Origin of the sequence: Chitinophaga niabensis, assembly GCF_900129465.1 — a bacterium.
GTDB lineage: Bacteria > Bacteroidota > Bacteroidia > Chitinophagales > Chitinophagaceae > Chitinophaga > Chitinophaga niabensis.
In genome coordinates, this window is sequence record NZ_FSRA01000002.1 from 364,824 (window position 1) to 380,068 (window position 15,245).

Sequence of the window (15,245 nt, forward strand, 5' to 3'; positions counted from 1 at the left end):
CTATTTATGGTTTGATACAGGATAAACGTAACACTTGGCTATTTTATGCATGCTTCTGCTTTCAAACCTACACGAAAATTATCTTATTGCAAAGGGGTGAAAGGGTGTAAGGTGTATATTTCCCATGAGCGCGATTTATTGCGTAAATTTAGGGCGTATATTATCAAAAAGCTGGCACTACCATGATGGATACGGTTTTAATTACCGGTGGCACCGGGCTTATTGGCCGGGCCCTTACCTCCCTGTTACTGGAGAAAGGATACAAAGTGATCGTTCTTTCCCGCAAAAAGATGTCGTCAGACCATCCTCAGCTAAGGTACGCCTCATGGGACCTCGGGCACAAAACACTGGATACCACAGCCTTACAGGAAGCCGATCATATCATTCATCTTGCAGGAGCCGGTGTAGCAGATGCCCGCTGGACGTCTGCCCGCAAACAGGAAATAGTAGACAGCCGTGTACAAAGCAGCCAGCTGTTATTTGATCAGCTCCGCCAGCATCCCAATAAAGTAAGAAAAGTGATCAGCGCCTCTGCCACAGGTTATTACGGGCCTTATACAGATCATGCCTTTACAGAGAACGATCCTCCGGCAACTGACTTCCTGGGTACTACCTGCAAGGCCTGGGAGGATAGTGTACGGCAGATAGAAACCCTGGGCAAAAAAGTGATCATTTTCAGGACAGGTATTGTGCTGAGCCTTAAAGGCGGCGCACTCAAAGAATTCCACAAACCGCTGAAACTGGGTTTTGCTACTGTAATGGGGAGTGGAGACCAGTTTGTTTCCTGGATCCATTTACAGGACCTGGTAAGATTGTACTTCAATGCCATCGTGAACGACAGGCTGAATGGTGTTTATAATGCGGTAGCGCCGCATCCTGTAACCAACCAGGAACTGGTAACTTCCCTGGCACATGCCGCAAAGGGAAATAGCTTCATAACAGTTCATGTACCTGCCTTTGCGCTGAAGCTCGCCCTGGGGGAAATGAGCGTTGAAGTATTGAAAAGTGTAAAGGTATCTTCTGCCAAGATCCAGCAGACGGGGTTCCAGTTCTCCTATCCCGTAGTAAAAGAAGCAGTGAAGCAATTGATCGGGGCCTCAAAGGCCTAATGCGGTTTTCAGGGCTTTTGCTTTTAAAAGACATTCCTCCCATTCTTTTTCCGGCGTACTATTAAAAGTAATAGCAGAGCCTGTCTGGAAAGACAGGTAACGATGTTCTGCATTGTACAGCATACTCCTGATCACTACATTGAGATCAAAGTTCCCTTCCGGCGTGATGTAACCAACAGCGCCGGAAAACAGGCCGCGTTTGGTTCTTTCATATTGCTCTATCAGTTCCATCACCCTTACCTTAGGTGCGCCGGTCATGGACCCCATGGGAAAAGCTTCGCGGATGGCATCTGTAAAATGGAAACGTTCGTCGAGTGTAGCCATCACCGTTGAGATCATATGATGCACCTGCGGAAAAGCATAGATCCCGAAAAGCTCATCCACATGCACTGTTCCCTGTACCGCAGTTTTGGAAAGATCGTTACGTACAAGGTCTACGATCATTACATTCTCTGCCCTTTCTTTTGGATTATGCAGTAATTCCTGCCGCAGCAACTCATCCGCAGCAGGATCTGTGGCGCGGGTAATGGTTCCTTTGATGGGCTGGGAAATGAGCGTACTGCCTTCTTTCCGCAGGAACCTTTCAGGGCTGGAGCAAACCAGGTATTTATCTCCTGTACGGTAGTAGGCAGCAAAAGGGGCCGGGGATAAAGCATTGAGCCGGTGGAATAATAGCAGCGGGTCTATAGTAGTATATGCATACTGCTCCCGGCAGAAATTCACTTCATAACAATCTCCTTTGCGGATGTGTTCCTGCAGGGAACGTACGGCAGCCAGGTAATATGTTTCATCCATCCTGGCTTCCAGGTTGAAAGATGCCCGGGTAACTGCTGCCGGAGGGGTTTCCGGTTCAGCCAGGCAGGACTCATAGATCTTACGGGCAGCTGTTTCCTTGAGGTCTTCCCCGCTGATCAATACCTGTTGTTGTTCTAAAAGCAGGAGATAACGGGGTCTGAAAAAGAAGAGATCAGGAAATTGTATACCATCCGGATGAATGGAAGAGAGTTTTTCAGTTTCGTTCTTGAGATCATAACCCAGGTGGCCGAATAACCAACCAGGACGGGCAGCATGAAATGCGCGCAACTGTTCAAATGCAGTGCCGGCATTACATTGCAGCTGCTCTACAGCATCGGCTGCCAGCAATGCTTCTGCGCGTTGCCCCCTTAAGCGGTAATCATTATTGTCTAAAAAACAACAAATGTTGAACCGGTTGCCCCAGCTCAACATTTGCTGTTTAAATGCGCTTATATTTTTAACAGGAAAACTGTATGATAGCACTTTTACGAATTAGTAATCATCATCGTCATCATCATCGAACCGGTCGTTGAACATATCCATGTCCTTGAACTCATCGTCTATATCCAGATCATCGTCATCTCCTTTCTTGGAACTTGGGCGGCCACGTTTGCTCTTCGCTTTAGGTATATCAAATTCTTCGAAGTCAGGATCATAGTCCTCATCTTCACCTTTTTCCCACGCATCATCATCGTCTCCCTCATCATCGCTATCATCGTCATCATCTTCGTCGTCATCATCCTTCTTCTTTTTGGCGCCAGCCTTAGCCGGTTTCTTAGCGCCGGATTTCTTTGGCATATCGTCGTCATCATCTTCCTCATCGTCATCATCATCCTCTTCGTCTTTCTTCTTGGATTTTGCCGCAAGCTTATCTGATTTTTGAGAAGCAGCAGACTTACGGGGAGTTTCCTCCTCGTCCTCATCATCTTCGTCTACTTCTTTCTTAGGCTTAGCACTGGCCTTCTTTTCAGGGGCTTTGCCAGTCTGTGAAGAAGCAGTCTTTTTAGTCTCTTTTTCTTTATCAGATTTTGATTTCATAATGGTACGTTGCAATTAGATTCTTGCGTAAAGTTTTAACAGTTTTTTTGATTAGCCAAATTTTTTTTTGACTCTTTTTTTTGTATTTTTTCCTCTTTATTTTTCCAGTATCTGGTCACGTCCCGGGCCGTTTGAAACGAATTGTACAGGTACCCCCAGATAGCTTTCCACAAAAGATAAGAAATTTTTCATTTCCGCAGGTAGTGCATTGTATTGGCGGCTATCAGCTGTTGGTGTGGACCAACCGGCGAAATGTTCCAATACTGGTTTGATACTCAGGCCATTGAGTTGAAACGGCATTTCTTTCGTCTGCTTACCATTTATTTCATATGCGGTACAAGCGTACACATCTTTAAAAGCATCCAGTACATCACTTTTGGTCATCACCAATTGGGTAACACCACTTAAAATGCAGGTATAGTCCAGTGCTACCAGGTCAATCCAGCCACAACGGCGGGGACGCCCTGTTGTTGCACCAAACTCATGACCAGCCTGGCGGAGTGTTTCTCCTGTTTCATCTTCCAGTTCTGTTGGGAAAGGACCACTACCTACCCGTGTACAGTATGCTTTGGTTACACCAATCACTTCCCTGATCCACTTAGGCGCAATCCCCAAACCGGTGCAAACGCCCGCTGAAATGGTATTTGAAGAAGTAACGAAAGGATAGGTGCCGAAGTCAACATCTAACATACTTCCTTGTGCGCCTTCTGCCAGCACTTTCTTTCCTGCCTTCAGATGGGCATTGAGCCAATATTCTCCGCTTACGATATTCATTTCCTTCAGGAAGCTCACTGCTTCAAAGAATTCTTTTTCCCACTCGGAAATATCTTCGCTGAAGTCGTAATTAGCCAGTAACTGAAGGTGTTTGTTCTTTAATTTGGTATAAGATGCCTCAAAGTCTGCATGTAGTACGTCTCCTACACGTAATCCGTTCCGGCCCGTTTTGTCCATATAAGCCGGTCCGATGCCTTTCAGCGTGGATCCGATCTTTTCCAGTCCTTTGGACAGTTCGGAAGCTTTATCCAGTGCACGGTGAGTAGGTACAATGATATGTGTTTTCTCAGAGATGTAAAGGTTCTTCTTCAGATCAATACCCAGCGCGGATACTTTCTCACATTCCTTCTTAAAGGTTACAGGATCCAGTACCACACCGTTTCCGATGAGGTTAAGGGTATTATTGTGGAATACACCGGAAGGAATGGTGTGCAGCACAACCTTCTGATTATTGACATACAGGGTATGGCCCGCATTGGGTCCACCCTGAAAACGGGCTATCACATCATATTTGCCCGCAAAGTAATCTACGATCTTACCTTTGCCTTCATCGCCCCATTGCAGCCCCAGCAGTACATCTACCATTGTTGAATTGTAATTTATGGTTTAAAAGAGTCGCAAAAATAAGGCGATTGAATGAATAGTTCTAGAAATAATCCTTAATCTTCCAGCCGGTTGATGCTCTGGATGCCATCAAGGCCCTTTAAGCGGGTCACTAATTCTTCCAGTTCATCCTTATCGTGCACGAAAACTTTGATCAAACCTTCAAATAAACCTTCTTTTGATTCAATGGTAAGCCCCGCAATGTTGATCTTGAGCTCTCCGGAAATGATATTGGTGATCTTGTGGATCACCCCCACATCGTCCATCCCCACAATGCGTAAGCCTGTAAGGAAAGAGATTTCCCGGTTCTTCACCCATTTCGTTTTCACTACCCGGTGGCCATAATGGGCCAGCAACTGTGCAGCGTTGGGGCAATTGGTGCGATGGATCTTCAATCCTTCGCTGGCAGTGATAAAGCCAAATACATCATCCCCGGGGATGGGCCTGCAGCAGTTGGCCAGCTTATAGGCAATTTTATCAGAGCTTTCCCCGAATATAATGAGTTCCGCATCCTTCTTGGAAGGCTGCTTCTGGTGGGGTTCTTCTATCACCACCTCCGGCAGTTTCACCGGTTTAGGCGGCTCCAGCTTATCTCCCAGCACATTGAACTGCTTGAGCTCTTTCAGATCGATATTACGTACCGCTATCTGGTAATAAAGGTCCAGCGGCGATGGTTGTTTATAGAATTGGACCAGTTCGTTGATGTTGTATTGGCTGGCAGAAACTTTCATATGGTCCAGCTTACGCTCCAACAGCTCTTTTCCGTCCATGGCCACTTTCCGCTTCTCTTCCTTCAGTGCGTCCTTGATCTTGCTCTTGGCTTTGGCCGTTAGAACAAAGTTAAGCCAGTCATCTGAGGGTTTTTGTTTATTGGAAGTGATGATCTCCACCTGGTCTCCGCTGCGCAGCTTGTGGCTTAAGGGCACCAGCTTGTAGTTCACTTTGGCCCCGATACACTTGTTCCCCACCGCACTATGGATAGAGTAAGCAAAATCCAGCGCAGTAGAGCCTACCGGCAGTATCTTAAGATCTCCTTTGGGGGTATAAACATAGATCTCCTCCGTGAACAGGTTGCTCTTAAAGTCTGCCAGGAAGTCCAGCGTATTGGAATCCGGGCTGTTCAGGATCTCCCTGATCTGGGTGAACCACTGCTCAAATTTAGATTCCTGAACAGTTTGGTTCCCTTCCTTATAACGCCAGTGAGCAGCTACCCCTTTCTCCGCGTAATCGTTCATCCGCTTGCTCCTGATCTGCACTTCCACCCATTTACCATTAGGCCCCATCACAGTTACATGCAGTGCCTCATACCCATTGCTTTTGGGGTTACTGAGCCAGTCCCTGGTACGTTCGGGGCTGGGGTGGTAGAAGTCTGTAATGATGGAATACACTTTCCAGCAATCCGCCTTTTCCTTTTCCACGGCGGAATCCAGGATAATACGAATGGCAAAGAGGTCGTACACCTCTTCAAACTGAACGCCCTTGGTTTTGATCTTATTCCAGATGGAATGGATGCTCTTGGGGCGTCCGTATATTTCGAAATCGAAACCTTCTTCCTGTAATACCTCTTTAATAGGTTTGATGAACTCATTGATATAACGGGTCCTCTCCCGCTTGGTTTCCTTGAGCCGGCGGGCAATTTCCCGGTATTTATCCTGTTCCGTATACTTCATGGCCAGGTCTTCCAGCTCACTCTTAATAATATACAGGCCCAGGCGATGTGCCAGGGGCGCATATACGAATACGGTCTCGGAGGCTATCTTCAGTTGTTTTTCCCGGCTCATGCTATCCAGCGTGCGCATATTGTGCAGCCGGTCTGCCAGTTTAATGAGGATCACCCTGGGATCGTCTGCCAGGGTCAGTAATATCTTTTTGAAGTTCTCTGCCTGTGTGGTACTGGTATTGGAGTCAATAACAGTAGATATTTTGGTCAGCCCGTTAACGATATGGGCTATTTCAGTTCCAAATTCCCTTTCCACGTCTTCCAGCGTTACTTCTGTATCTTCCACGGTATCGTGCAATAAGGCACAGATAGCAGAACGTACTCCCAGGCCTATTTCCTCCACAGTGATCTGTGCAACAGCCAGGGGATGCAGAATGTAGGGCTCGCCTGATTTACGGCGCATATCTTTATGGGCATCCGCCGCCATTTCAAAGGCGGTACGTACAAGTTCACGGTCCCCTTTCTTCAAACGGGGTTTGAGGGCTCGTAACAGGGCCCGGTAATGCCGGACGATCTCTTTTTTTTCCTGCTCTTCGTCGAGATTATATTTTTGAACGGTCACAGTTTCCATGCTAATATCAAAATTACGAAATCAGCAGCAGTATTGGAACAGGGGAAATTGGCCACCTCAGGCCCAAATATTTTTATAATTCCCAAAAAACGATACCTTTGCAGTCCTTTAAAATAAAGGCTTTTTGAATTCGCGGGTGTGGTGAAATTGGTAGACACGCCAGACTTAGGATCTGGTGCCTCACGGTATGTAGGTTCGAGTCCTATCACCCGCACTAACATTTTACCCGGGAGCGTTGACAGCTCAAAGTGAAGATTGACTGCCAACGCTTCATCCTAACTGCTAAAAAGGCAGGGACTCCCTCTCCACAGGCGCATGGCACAATCTTCGTAGACAAGTGCTTCGAGCCCTGAAATAGCTTTTATATTCTGTGTTTTAATATATTAACAAAAAACAAATGGCAACCGTAACCAGAGAGAACATTGGTTTATTAAATGATAAGATCACTGTGAAAGTGAGCCAGGAAGACTACCTTCCCAATTTCGAGAAAGCCGTAAAGCACTTTTCTAAAACAGCTAATATTCCGGGTTTCCGTAAAGGTCAGGTTCCTGCGGGCATGATCAAAAAAATGAGCGGCCAGGCCCTGTTCCAGGACGAAGTACTGAAAACCGTTGAAAAGGAACTGATGGGTTACCTCCAAACAGAAAAACTGGAGATCTTCGCACAACCCCTGTCTTTGGATGCAGAAGCCAAAAACTTCAACTACGCTCAACCTGAAGCATACGACTTTAACTTCGAGATCGGCCTTAAACCTTCTTTCGATGCTACCCCGCTTCTTGATAAAACCACGCTCACCCGTTATAATGTAAAGGTTACGGATGAAATAGTAGCACAGGAACTGGAACGCCTCCAGCTGAAAGGTGGCAAAATGTCCGAGCCTGAAACAATCACTTCTGAAGATAATGTACTCACCCTGGAATTCCTGGAAAGCGATGCTAAAGGCAATGTAGCTGAAGGCGCTGAAAAGAAAGAGAACTCCCTGCTGGTGAAATACTTCTCCAAAGATGTACAGGATAAACTCCAGGGCAAAAAAGCAGGTGATACCCTCAATATCCAGCTGGGTAAAGCTTTCGATAAAGAGCGCATAGAGTTTATTCAAAAGGACCTTGGGCTGGCAAATGAAAAAGATGCCGCTAAGAAATACTTCCAATTAACTATTACCAAAGTAGGACTGATCGAAAAAAGAGAACTGAATGAAGAATTCTTCAAGGAAGTTTATCCCGGCCAGGACATTACAACAGTAGAAGCATTCAAAGACAAACTGAAGGAAGAGATCGGTAAATACTGGAAACAGGAAGCTACCAACCATCTCCACAACGAACTTTTTGAAACTTTGGTGCACGAAACACCCATCGAGCTTCCTAAAGAATTCCTCAAACGCTGGCTGCAAAAAGGTGGTGAAAAACCTAAAACAGCAGAGGAAGCCGAGCACGAATACCCTAATTTCGACCATCAGCTCCGCTGGACGCTGATCAGCGATAAACTGATCCGTGATAATTCCCTGGAAGTTTCTTTCGAAGAACTGAAAGAAAATGCACGCACCAAGATCATGGGTTACTATGGTATTGGCGGCGAACAGGCAGAATGGCTGGATAGCTACCTGGACCGCCTGCTGCAGGATGAAAAATATGTTGATCAAACATACCGCGAAATGATCACTCAAAAGCTGTTTGATTGGGCAGAAACAAAGGTGAACGTGAAAGAAGAGGAAATAACCGCTGACGAATTTGTAAAATTACCTCATAAACATCACCATCATGAACATTAACAACGAATTCAGGAAATATGCCATCCAGCACCGCGGTATCAGTAGCCTGGTGGTAGATAGTTACGCTAAAAGTCACCAGATCAATTCCCTGACCCCTTATATCATTGAGGAGCGTCAGCTGAATGTTACACAGATGGACGTATTTTCCCGTCTCATGGCTGACCGGATCATCTTTTTAGGAGATCCCGTAAATGATTATGTGGCGAATGTTATCACTGCCCAGTTATTATTCCTGGAATCAGCTGATCGCAACCGCGACATTCAAATGTACATTAACAGCCCCGGTGGTAGCGTATACGCTGGCCTGGGTATCTACGATACAATGCAGATCATCTCCCCGGATATCGCTACCATCTGTACAGGTATGGCGGCTTCTTTCGGTGCAGTATTGCTCGTAGCCGGTTCTAAAGGAAAACGTACCGCGCTGAAACATGCACGTGTAATGATCCACCAGCCACATGGCGGTGCAGAAGGTCAAACTTCTGACATCGAGATCACAGCCCGCGAATTCGTAAAGCTGAAGAAAGAGCTGAACGAGATCATTGCCGGTCACTGCGGTCAACCCATTAAAAAAGTGGAAAAAGACTCCGATCGTGACTATTGGATGACAGCTGATGAAGCTAAAGAATACGGCATTATTGATGACGTACTCGAAAAGAATCCAAGGAAAAAAGCAGCGGAAAATAATCCTCAATAATCCTGAAGAAACCGTCTCAATTACTTTTAGAGACGGTTTCTTTTTTTGTAACTTTGGATACATCTTCCCATAGTTCTGATACTTTCTTCCCCTTTCTTCACATAGGCTTCTCCTTTTGTTCTCCTTTTGTTCAGGTTGTCTTCTCCTTGCTCCGGGTATACTGTTAATTTAATATCATTATAGTTAAAAAAGACCGCCCCCTTCATTAACCTGCCCTACCCTGCCGGGCTTCCAAAAGGTATGTTAATTTCAAGCCGTCCGGCTGCCTGTTAACCGCGAAAAAGTGTAATTTTGTATCCCCCTGACGGGAAGCTGAATGTTATATTAAAAAATATTAAATGAAAGAATCCAAAATACGCTGTTCGTTCTGCAATCGTAATAAAGACGAAGTAAGGATACTGATAGCTGGTGCTGAGGGACACATTTGCGAAAATTGTGTGGCTAATGCGCAGGAGATCATTGAGCAGGAATTTGCGCCTTCCGGCGAAACCAAAAAATCCGGCGCCTCCTTGTTTGTTCCCAAAGTGTCCAAACCGGTAGAGATCAAGAAGTTCCTGGATGAATATGTGATCGGGCAGGACGATGCCAAAAGGATACTCGCAGTGGCTGTTTATAACCACTACAAAAGATTGAATCAGCAGGTGCTGGAGGATGATGTGGAAATTGAAAAGAGCAACCTGATCATGGTGGGAGAAACCGGTACCGGTAAAACCCTCCTGGCAAAATCCATCGCTAAATTGCTGAATGTTCCTTTCACCATTGTAGATGCTACCGTTTTCACGGAAGCAGGTTATGTGGGAGAAGACGTGGAAAGCATCCTCACGCGCCTCCTGCAGGTTTGTAACTATGATGTGGAAGCAGCCGAAAGAGGAATTGTTTATATCGATGAAATAGACAAGATCGCCCGTAAAAGCGATAACCCTTCCATCACCCGCGATGTGAGCGGCGAAGGTGTGCAGCAAGGTTTGCTGAAACTGCTGGAAGGCACGGAAGTATTGGTTCCACCACAAGGTGGCCGTAAACACCCGGAACAAAAACTCATCAAGGTTAACACACAGAATATCCTGTTCATATGCGGAGGTGCATTTGATGGTGTAGACCGTATCATCAGCCGCAGGATCCAGACACATTCCATTGGCTTCACTGTGAATAAAGACAAGGAAGAAGATGCACGCAAACACATCCTCCGCTACGTAAACTCACAGGACCTGAAGCAATTTGGATTGATCCCGGAACTGTTGGGCCGTTTACCGGTTGTAACTTATCTGAACACGCTGGATAAGGACGCCCTGAAAGACATTCTCACCAAACCGCGTAATGCCCTGGTGAAACAATACAGGAAACTCTTCCAGGTAGAAGGAATAGATCTGAAGATTGCAGATGATGCTGTGGACTATATTGTAGACAAAGCCCTGGAATATAAGCTGGGTGCCCGCGGGCTTCGCTCTATCTGTGAAGTGTTGCTGGCAGATGCCATGTTCCACCTGCCATCTACAGATGAAAAATCTTTTGAACTCACACGTGCCTACGCAGAAGAAAAGCTGGAGAAGAGCACGCTGGTGACGCTGAAAGTAGCGTAAACTTATTATAACCTTTGATGGTTGTTGGAGAAGAGATACATTGTTTTTCGTACCTTGTTACGGCAGTATCTTTTCTTTAACAACCATCAATTTTTTACCCATGCAAGAGCTTATACAGAACCTCAAAGACAGAGCAGGCCTTACCGAAGAACAAGCCATTCAAGCCATTGATACCGTTAAAGATTTCGTGAAAAGTAAATTACCTGCAGCTATTGCCGGTAACGTGGATGTTTGGTTCGCAGGCCTGGGAGCCTCCACCCCTAAACCCAAAGCTGACGAAGACTTCCTGGATTGAGAAAGCGTTTGATATCGTGAAAAAAGCAAAAAATAAAGTTTGCAGCTTCTCTGATAAAAGCAACGAAAAGAAATAACATTGTAAGATCACATTTAAGTAGGGGCGCATCCATTTGCGTCTCTACGATTTATAATACGGTTCCAGCTCTTTTAAAACACCTCTTCTTCTTGCAATCCTCCCAAGGTAACGAAACAATCTGACCTGTAACCAATAAGGCAGAAAAGTCAGATAGGTTTCTCCCATTTCCATCAGTATGGCCAGATGTGTTAGCTTAAGCGGAATGCCGCCCTTACGCACTTTCCCATCTGTTGCCAGTCCATACGCAACACGCAGGCAGGCTTCAAATTGCCTGGCCGGCGTGATCGTTACCTTGAAAGTAACCGGGCGCTTGCCACTGGGATTGAAGAACAGGTGACGCTCATATAACGGCACTTCTGCCATGCCACCCCTAGAAAGGAAAAGAAATCCTTTTCCGATCCGCAGCCCCAGCTCTCCTTCCATCACTTCAAATTTCTCTTTGTAGGTAGTATGAAAATGCAGACCATTCTTTCCACCCGGGGCCAGTTCTACGATTACAGTAACATGAGATCCGCCCGTTTCTTCCGTAGTTTCCAGGAAAGTGACCTTATCTCCAATGATCGGGTTGCTGATCGTTCTGGGCAGAGACATCTTAAAGTGTTTTGAGATAGAGGTAAAGGGCCTGTAACTCTTCGTCCGTATAATTCTTCGTCATTTGCCAGGGCATATCTTCATTTTTCAGCTGGCGGCCATCCGGAGTAGCGCCTGTGCGCAATACTTTGATAAACTGATCAAGCGTCCATTTACCAATATTGCCACTTGCTGTGATATCGCGCACTGGTGTACCGCCGGGAACAATATTATCTCCTCCTTTAAGATTGGGTTTATGACAACCTGTGCAGGACAGGGTAAGATATTTCCCATATTCAACAGATACAGATCTTTCTATCTTTTGAGGATACTGTGCCTTATGATCTATCTGTTCGGCAGGTATCAGCGGAAGTTTATCCAAACCCGACAATACAGTGCCCAACGGGCCAAGCTTAATGAGCGCCGGTTCAGCATCCACTGCAGGCACAGATTTGCAATAAGCAATAAGGTTCGCCAGATCATGGTCCGCCAGTTTACAATATTCATATGAAGGCATTATTACAAGAGGTTTACCGTCTGTTTTTATTCCATGACGCAAGGCCAGGATCCAGTCACGGTCAGTATAATCTGCCGGCCTTCCTCCTTTTCCGAAAGTGAGGTTTGCCGCTCTGATGGTACCAACCATCCCGTCTTCGAGGAAAGTTTTTCCGGAAAGATCCTCTCCATGGCAGTCTGCACAACCTTTTGTAGCGTATATATGCGCTCCTTCCGCTATGGAGGCAGAATCGGAAGGAATATCAAACATCCGTACTTCTACGTTGTAAGTTTTGTCTCTCTTGTTACTTACCACCATATACATTAAGAAATAAAATATAAGGATTAACGCCACCAATACGCCAATCCCGCCAGTTATCCATTTCAGTATTTTCCGCAACATGTTTATGATTATTTTTGTTGCATCGAAGTTATTCCACTCAACCCCGGTGGATAGTACGATAAACGGATAAACATATACGTAAAACGGATTTAGAGTTATGACCCCAAAAATGCCAGCCGATGTGCACCACGCCATCGCAAACCATGCGTTCTTTTCTGACCACGTTTCATTCCTGGTAAAAGAGCAAACCCCTTTAACTGATGTAATAGACGATCAGTATGCAGACCTGTGGGACCCACTTCAGGCATTGCTGCAATTTCATGTGAAGGCAATTCCGGCCGCGAGAAGTATTTCCCCCGCAGACGTTAAGCGTTTGCAACAGGTAAAATCGTTCCTGCTGGAACACTATCTTGAACCATCGCTAAGCCTGGGCCTGCTTTGCAGAAGGTTTGGATTAAATGAGTTTAAACTGAAAAAGGGATTCAAACAATTGTTTGGACACACTGTTTTTGGTTATGTGCAGGAAATGAGAATGAAAGCAGCCCGCCAGATCCTGGCAGAAGGAAAGATGAATGTGAATGAAGTAGCAGATCATTTAGGCTATAGTTCGCCGAATCATTTTTCGACGGCCTTTAAGAAGATGTACGGTATCCCACCGGCAAAACTGAAGTCGTTCTCCTTTAATTTCTTTGCAACCCCAAAAGAAAACCGCCCCGAATGAGGCGGCTTTACATGGAGTAGAAATTTTCTCGATCTTACTGTTTGTTTTAGGTTGATAAATTGGTAAGGAAAGTAATTAACCCAAATTTAACTTTCTGTTTGCAATTTTCCATCACACTAATGTGTAAAAATGAAGAATTGTATAAAAAGTGAAATGCTGTCCTGCTAAATCTTAACAGGACAGCGTCTTTACAGTTTATTAAAAAATATACTTTGTAGAAAGAAAATTTGAGGATTGACCGCTGACGATCTCATTAATGAGTGCTTTGTTCTCTTCTGTTTGTTTTGTGGCCACCATTGAGCGAATGGAAAATGCTCTTAAAGCGTCGGAAACAGAAAGTGTTGCTTCTGCAGAATCTTTTCTTCCGGTGAAAGGGAAGATATCAGGTCCGCGCTGACACTGGCAATTGATGTTTACACGGCTCACCTGGTTGATCAAAGGATCGATGAGAATAGAAAGTTCTGTAGCGTCATTTGTAAAAATACTCACCTGTTGCCCGTGATCGGATTCAATTAAATAGTCGATGGGCGTTTCAATATTCTCAAAGGGGATCACAGGGATCACTGGTCCGAATTGTTCCTCCCGGTATAATTTCATCTTCTCGTTAACAGGATACACTACTGCAGGATACACAAAAGAAGCATTTGCAGCCCCGCCATGAGGGTTCATCACCCTGGCGCCATGTGCAACTGCATCCGCCACACAACTTTGTAAATAGCCCGGTTTATGAGGTTCTGGCAGGGGCGTCAGGAACACATCCTTCTCCCATGGCATCCCGAATTTCAATTTTCCGATGGCAGCTGTCAGTTTTTCCAGGAATGCATCCGCTACATGCTTATGCACATAGATCATCTTAATAGCAGTACAGCGTTGGCCGTTAAAAGATAAAGAGCCCAGCACACATTCTTTTACTGCCAGGTCAATATCTGCCTTCTCTGTAATAATGGCTGCATTCTTTGCATCTAAACCAAGGATAGCACGAAGACGGTTTACTTTAGGATGCATCTTTTTCAACTGGTTGGCTACTTTACTGGAACCTATCAGCGTTAATACATTGATCTTGCCGGATTCCATTAAAGGCGCAATGATCACATTACCGCGGCCATAGATCGTGTTCACCACACCTTTAGGGAAACAATCCCTGAAAGCTTCCAGCAGCGGATAATGTACTAAAGTGCCGTGCTTGGGAGGTTTGAACAGTAGGGTATTTCCCATGATCAATGCAGGGATCAGGGTAGTGAATGTTTCATTCAGCGGATAGTTGAAAGGGCCCATACAAAGTACAACACCAAGAGGGGAACGACGTACCTGGCCAATGATCCCCTGCTCTATCTGGAAACGGGAAGATTTACGATCCAGGTCCTTCAGCGCATCAATGGTAGCGTTGATGTACTCTACCGTTCTGTCGAACTCCTTAATAGAATCTGCCAGGGATTTACCGATCTCCCACATGATCAGCTGCACTACTTCCTGCTTTTTAGCGATCATCTTCCCGGTGAATTTCTCCACACAGGCAATCCTTTCGGAAACAGACATGGTGGGCCATTCCCCGCGCCCGTCCCGGTAAGCGAGAATGGCTGCATCCAAAGAAGCCTTAGCTTCTTCTTCGCCGCATAATGGATAGGAGCCGATCACCTTTCGTTCCAGGCCTTTTTCGGTTTTAATACAAATGGGGGACAGTACAGTGTGCACCTCGCCTGTCCATGTTTTCATAACGCCATCGGAGAGATATTCCCGTTGATGGACCTCTGCCGGCAGCCTGAATTCCTGGGGGATGGCGGAATCTGCCGGAAAAAGGTTGTTGAGTTGTTCTTCAAAAGTGGTCATATAGTTGGAGATAATATCTGCACAAGATAGAAAGTATTATAGAATAAACATATAAATATAGCCGTAAGCCGAATAGAATCAATCTATTAGGAAAATGCAATCGTTTGCTATAGATTTATAGGTCGGCTCTCGAACTGCTAGATAAATTTACATCGTTGTAGTTACTATAATATCGTTTGAAATTAATATAATACCATATAATGATAATTTGGTATTATATTTTTCATAACTTCCCTCCTATTTTTAAGGTCACGTTACATT

Annotated in this window: 13 protein-coding genes and 1 tRNA gene; 7 read left to right on the forward strand and 7 right to left on the reverse strand. The window is 45.4% G+C overall.

The features are described 5' to 3' along the window. Positions 1 to 182 precede the first annotated feature (182 nt). Positions 183 to 1,109 carry a TIGR01777 family oxidoreductase gene (locus tag BUR42_RS18320; RefSeq protein WP_234979712.1) on the forward strand — a complete coding sequence of 309 codons (927 nt, stop codon included), beginning with the start codon at positions 183 to 185 and terminating at the stop codon, positions 1,107 to 1,109. Here BUR42_RS18320 and BUR42_RS18325 read toward each other — a convergent pair. From BUR42_RS18325 to BUR42_RS18340, 4 genes are all read right to left on the reverse strand, one after another. After that, on the reverse strand, positions 1,098 to 2,336 hold the full coding sequence (locus BUR42_RS18325) for an anthranilate synthase component I family protein (protein ID WP_074240883.1): 1,239 nt from the start codon (positions 2,334 to 2,336) through the stop codon (positions 1,098 to 1,100). The genes BUR42_RS18320 and BUR42_RS18325 overlap by 12 nt on opposite strands. A gap of 60 nt (positions 2,337 to 2,396) precedes the next feature. After that, entirely contained in the window at positions 2,397 to 2,942 is a 546-nt protein-coding gene (locus tag BUR42_RS29880) for a hypothetical protein (protein WP_074240884.1), read from the reverse strand. A gap of 96 nt (positions 2,943 to 3,038) precedes the next feature. Beyond that, on the reverse strand, positions 3,039 to 4,301 hold the full coding sequence (locus BUR42_RS18335; RefSeq protein ID WP_074240885.1) for an adenylosuccinate synthase: 1,263 nt from the start codon (positions 4,299 to 4,301) through the stop codon (positions 3,039 to 3,041). A 74-nt stretch (positions 4,302 to 4,375) separates the two neighbouring features. After that, complete coding sequence (locus BUR42_RS18340) at positions 4,376 to 6,610, reverse strand: RelA/SpoT family protein (RefSeq protein ID WP_074240886.1); 2,235 nt, start codon at positions 6,608 to 6,610, stop codon at positions 4,376 to 4,378. 132 nt (positions 6,611 to 6,742) lie between these two features. On the opposite strand from BUR42_RS18340, the gene BUR42_RS18345 reads away from it, so the two are divergent. The 5 genes from BUR42_RS18345 (at position 6,743) to BUR42_RS18370 (ending at position 10,950) form a co-directional block, all read left to right on the forward strand. Next, positions 6,743 to 6,824, forward strand: a tRNA-Leu gene (locus tag BUR42_RS18345). Positions 6,825 to 7,007: 183 nt separating this feature from the next. Further along, positions 7,008 to 8,378, forward strand: a complete 1,371-nt coding sequence (locus BUR42_RS18350; RefSeq protein ID WP_074240887.1) for a trigger factor — start codon at positions 7,008 to 7,010, stop codon at positions 8,376 to 8,378. Then, positions 8,368 to 9,075, forward strand: a complete 708-nt coding sequence (clpP, locus tag BUR42_RS18355; RefSeq protein WP_074240888.1) for an ATP-dependent Clp endopeptidase proteolytic subunit ClpP — start codon at positions 8,368 to 8,370, stop codon at positions 9,073 to 9,075. The genes BUR42_RS18350 and clpP overlap by 11 nt, the downstream gene beginning before the upstream one ends. A 338-nt stretch (positions 9,076 to 9,413) precedes the next feature. Then, positions 9,414 to 10,655 carry an ATP-dependent Clp protease ATP-binding subunit ClpX gene (gene clpX, locus BUR42_RS18365; RefSeq protein ID WP_074240890.1) on the forward strand — a complete coding sequence of 414 codons (1,242 nt, stop codon included), beginning with the start codon at positions 9,414 to 9,416 and terminating at the stop codon, positions 10,653 to 10,655. Positions 10,656 to 10,755: 100 nt separating this feature from the next. Further along, positions 10,756 to 10,950, forward strand: a complete 195-nt coding sequence (locus tag BUR42_RS18370) for a hypothetical protein (RefSeq protein ID WP_143197512.1) — start codon at positions 10,756 to 10,758, stop codon at positions 10,948 to 10,950. Positions 10,951 to 11,070: 120 nt separating this feature from the next. On the opposite strand, the gene BUR42_RS18375 is transcribed toward BUR42_RS18370, so the two are convergent. Both BUR42_RS18375 and BUR42_RS18380 read right to left on the reverse strand, forming a co-directional pair. Continuing rightward, positions 11,071 to 11,619, reverse strand: coding sequence for a cupin domain-containing protein (locus tag BUR42_RS18375; RefSeq protein WP_074240892.1), 549 nt, complete (start codon positions 11,617 to 11,619; stop codon positions 11,071 to 11,073). A gap of 1 nt (position 11,620) precedes the next feature. Beyond that, on the reverse strand, positions 11,621 to 12,412 hold the full coding sequence (locus BUR42_RS18380) for a c-type cytochrome (RefSeq protein ID WP_074243081.1): 792 nt from the start codon (positions 12,410 to 12,412) through the stop codon (positions 11,621 to 11,623). 181 nt (positions 12,413 to 12,593) lie between these two features. Between BUR42_RS18380 and BUR42_RS18385 the strand changes: the two genes are divergently transcribed. Next, entirely contained in the window at positions 12,594 to 13,157 is a 564-nt protein-coding gene (locus BUR42_RS18385) for a helix-turn-helix transcriptional regulator (RefSeq protein ID WP_084185693.1), read from the forward strand. A gap of 198 nt (positions 13,158 to 13,355) precedes the next feature. Here BUR42_RS18385 and BUR42_RS18390 read toward each other — a convergent pair whose 3' ends face one another. Further along, positions 13,356 to 14,984, reverse strand: coding sequence for an NADP-dependent glyceraldehyde-3-phosphate dehydrogenase (locus BUR42_RS18390; protein WP_074240894.1), 1,629 nt, complete (start codon positions 14,982 to 14,984; stop codon positions 13,356 to 13,358). Positions 14,985 to 15,245 lie beyond the last annotated feature (261 nt).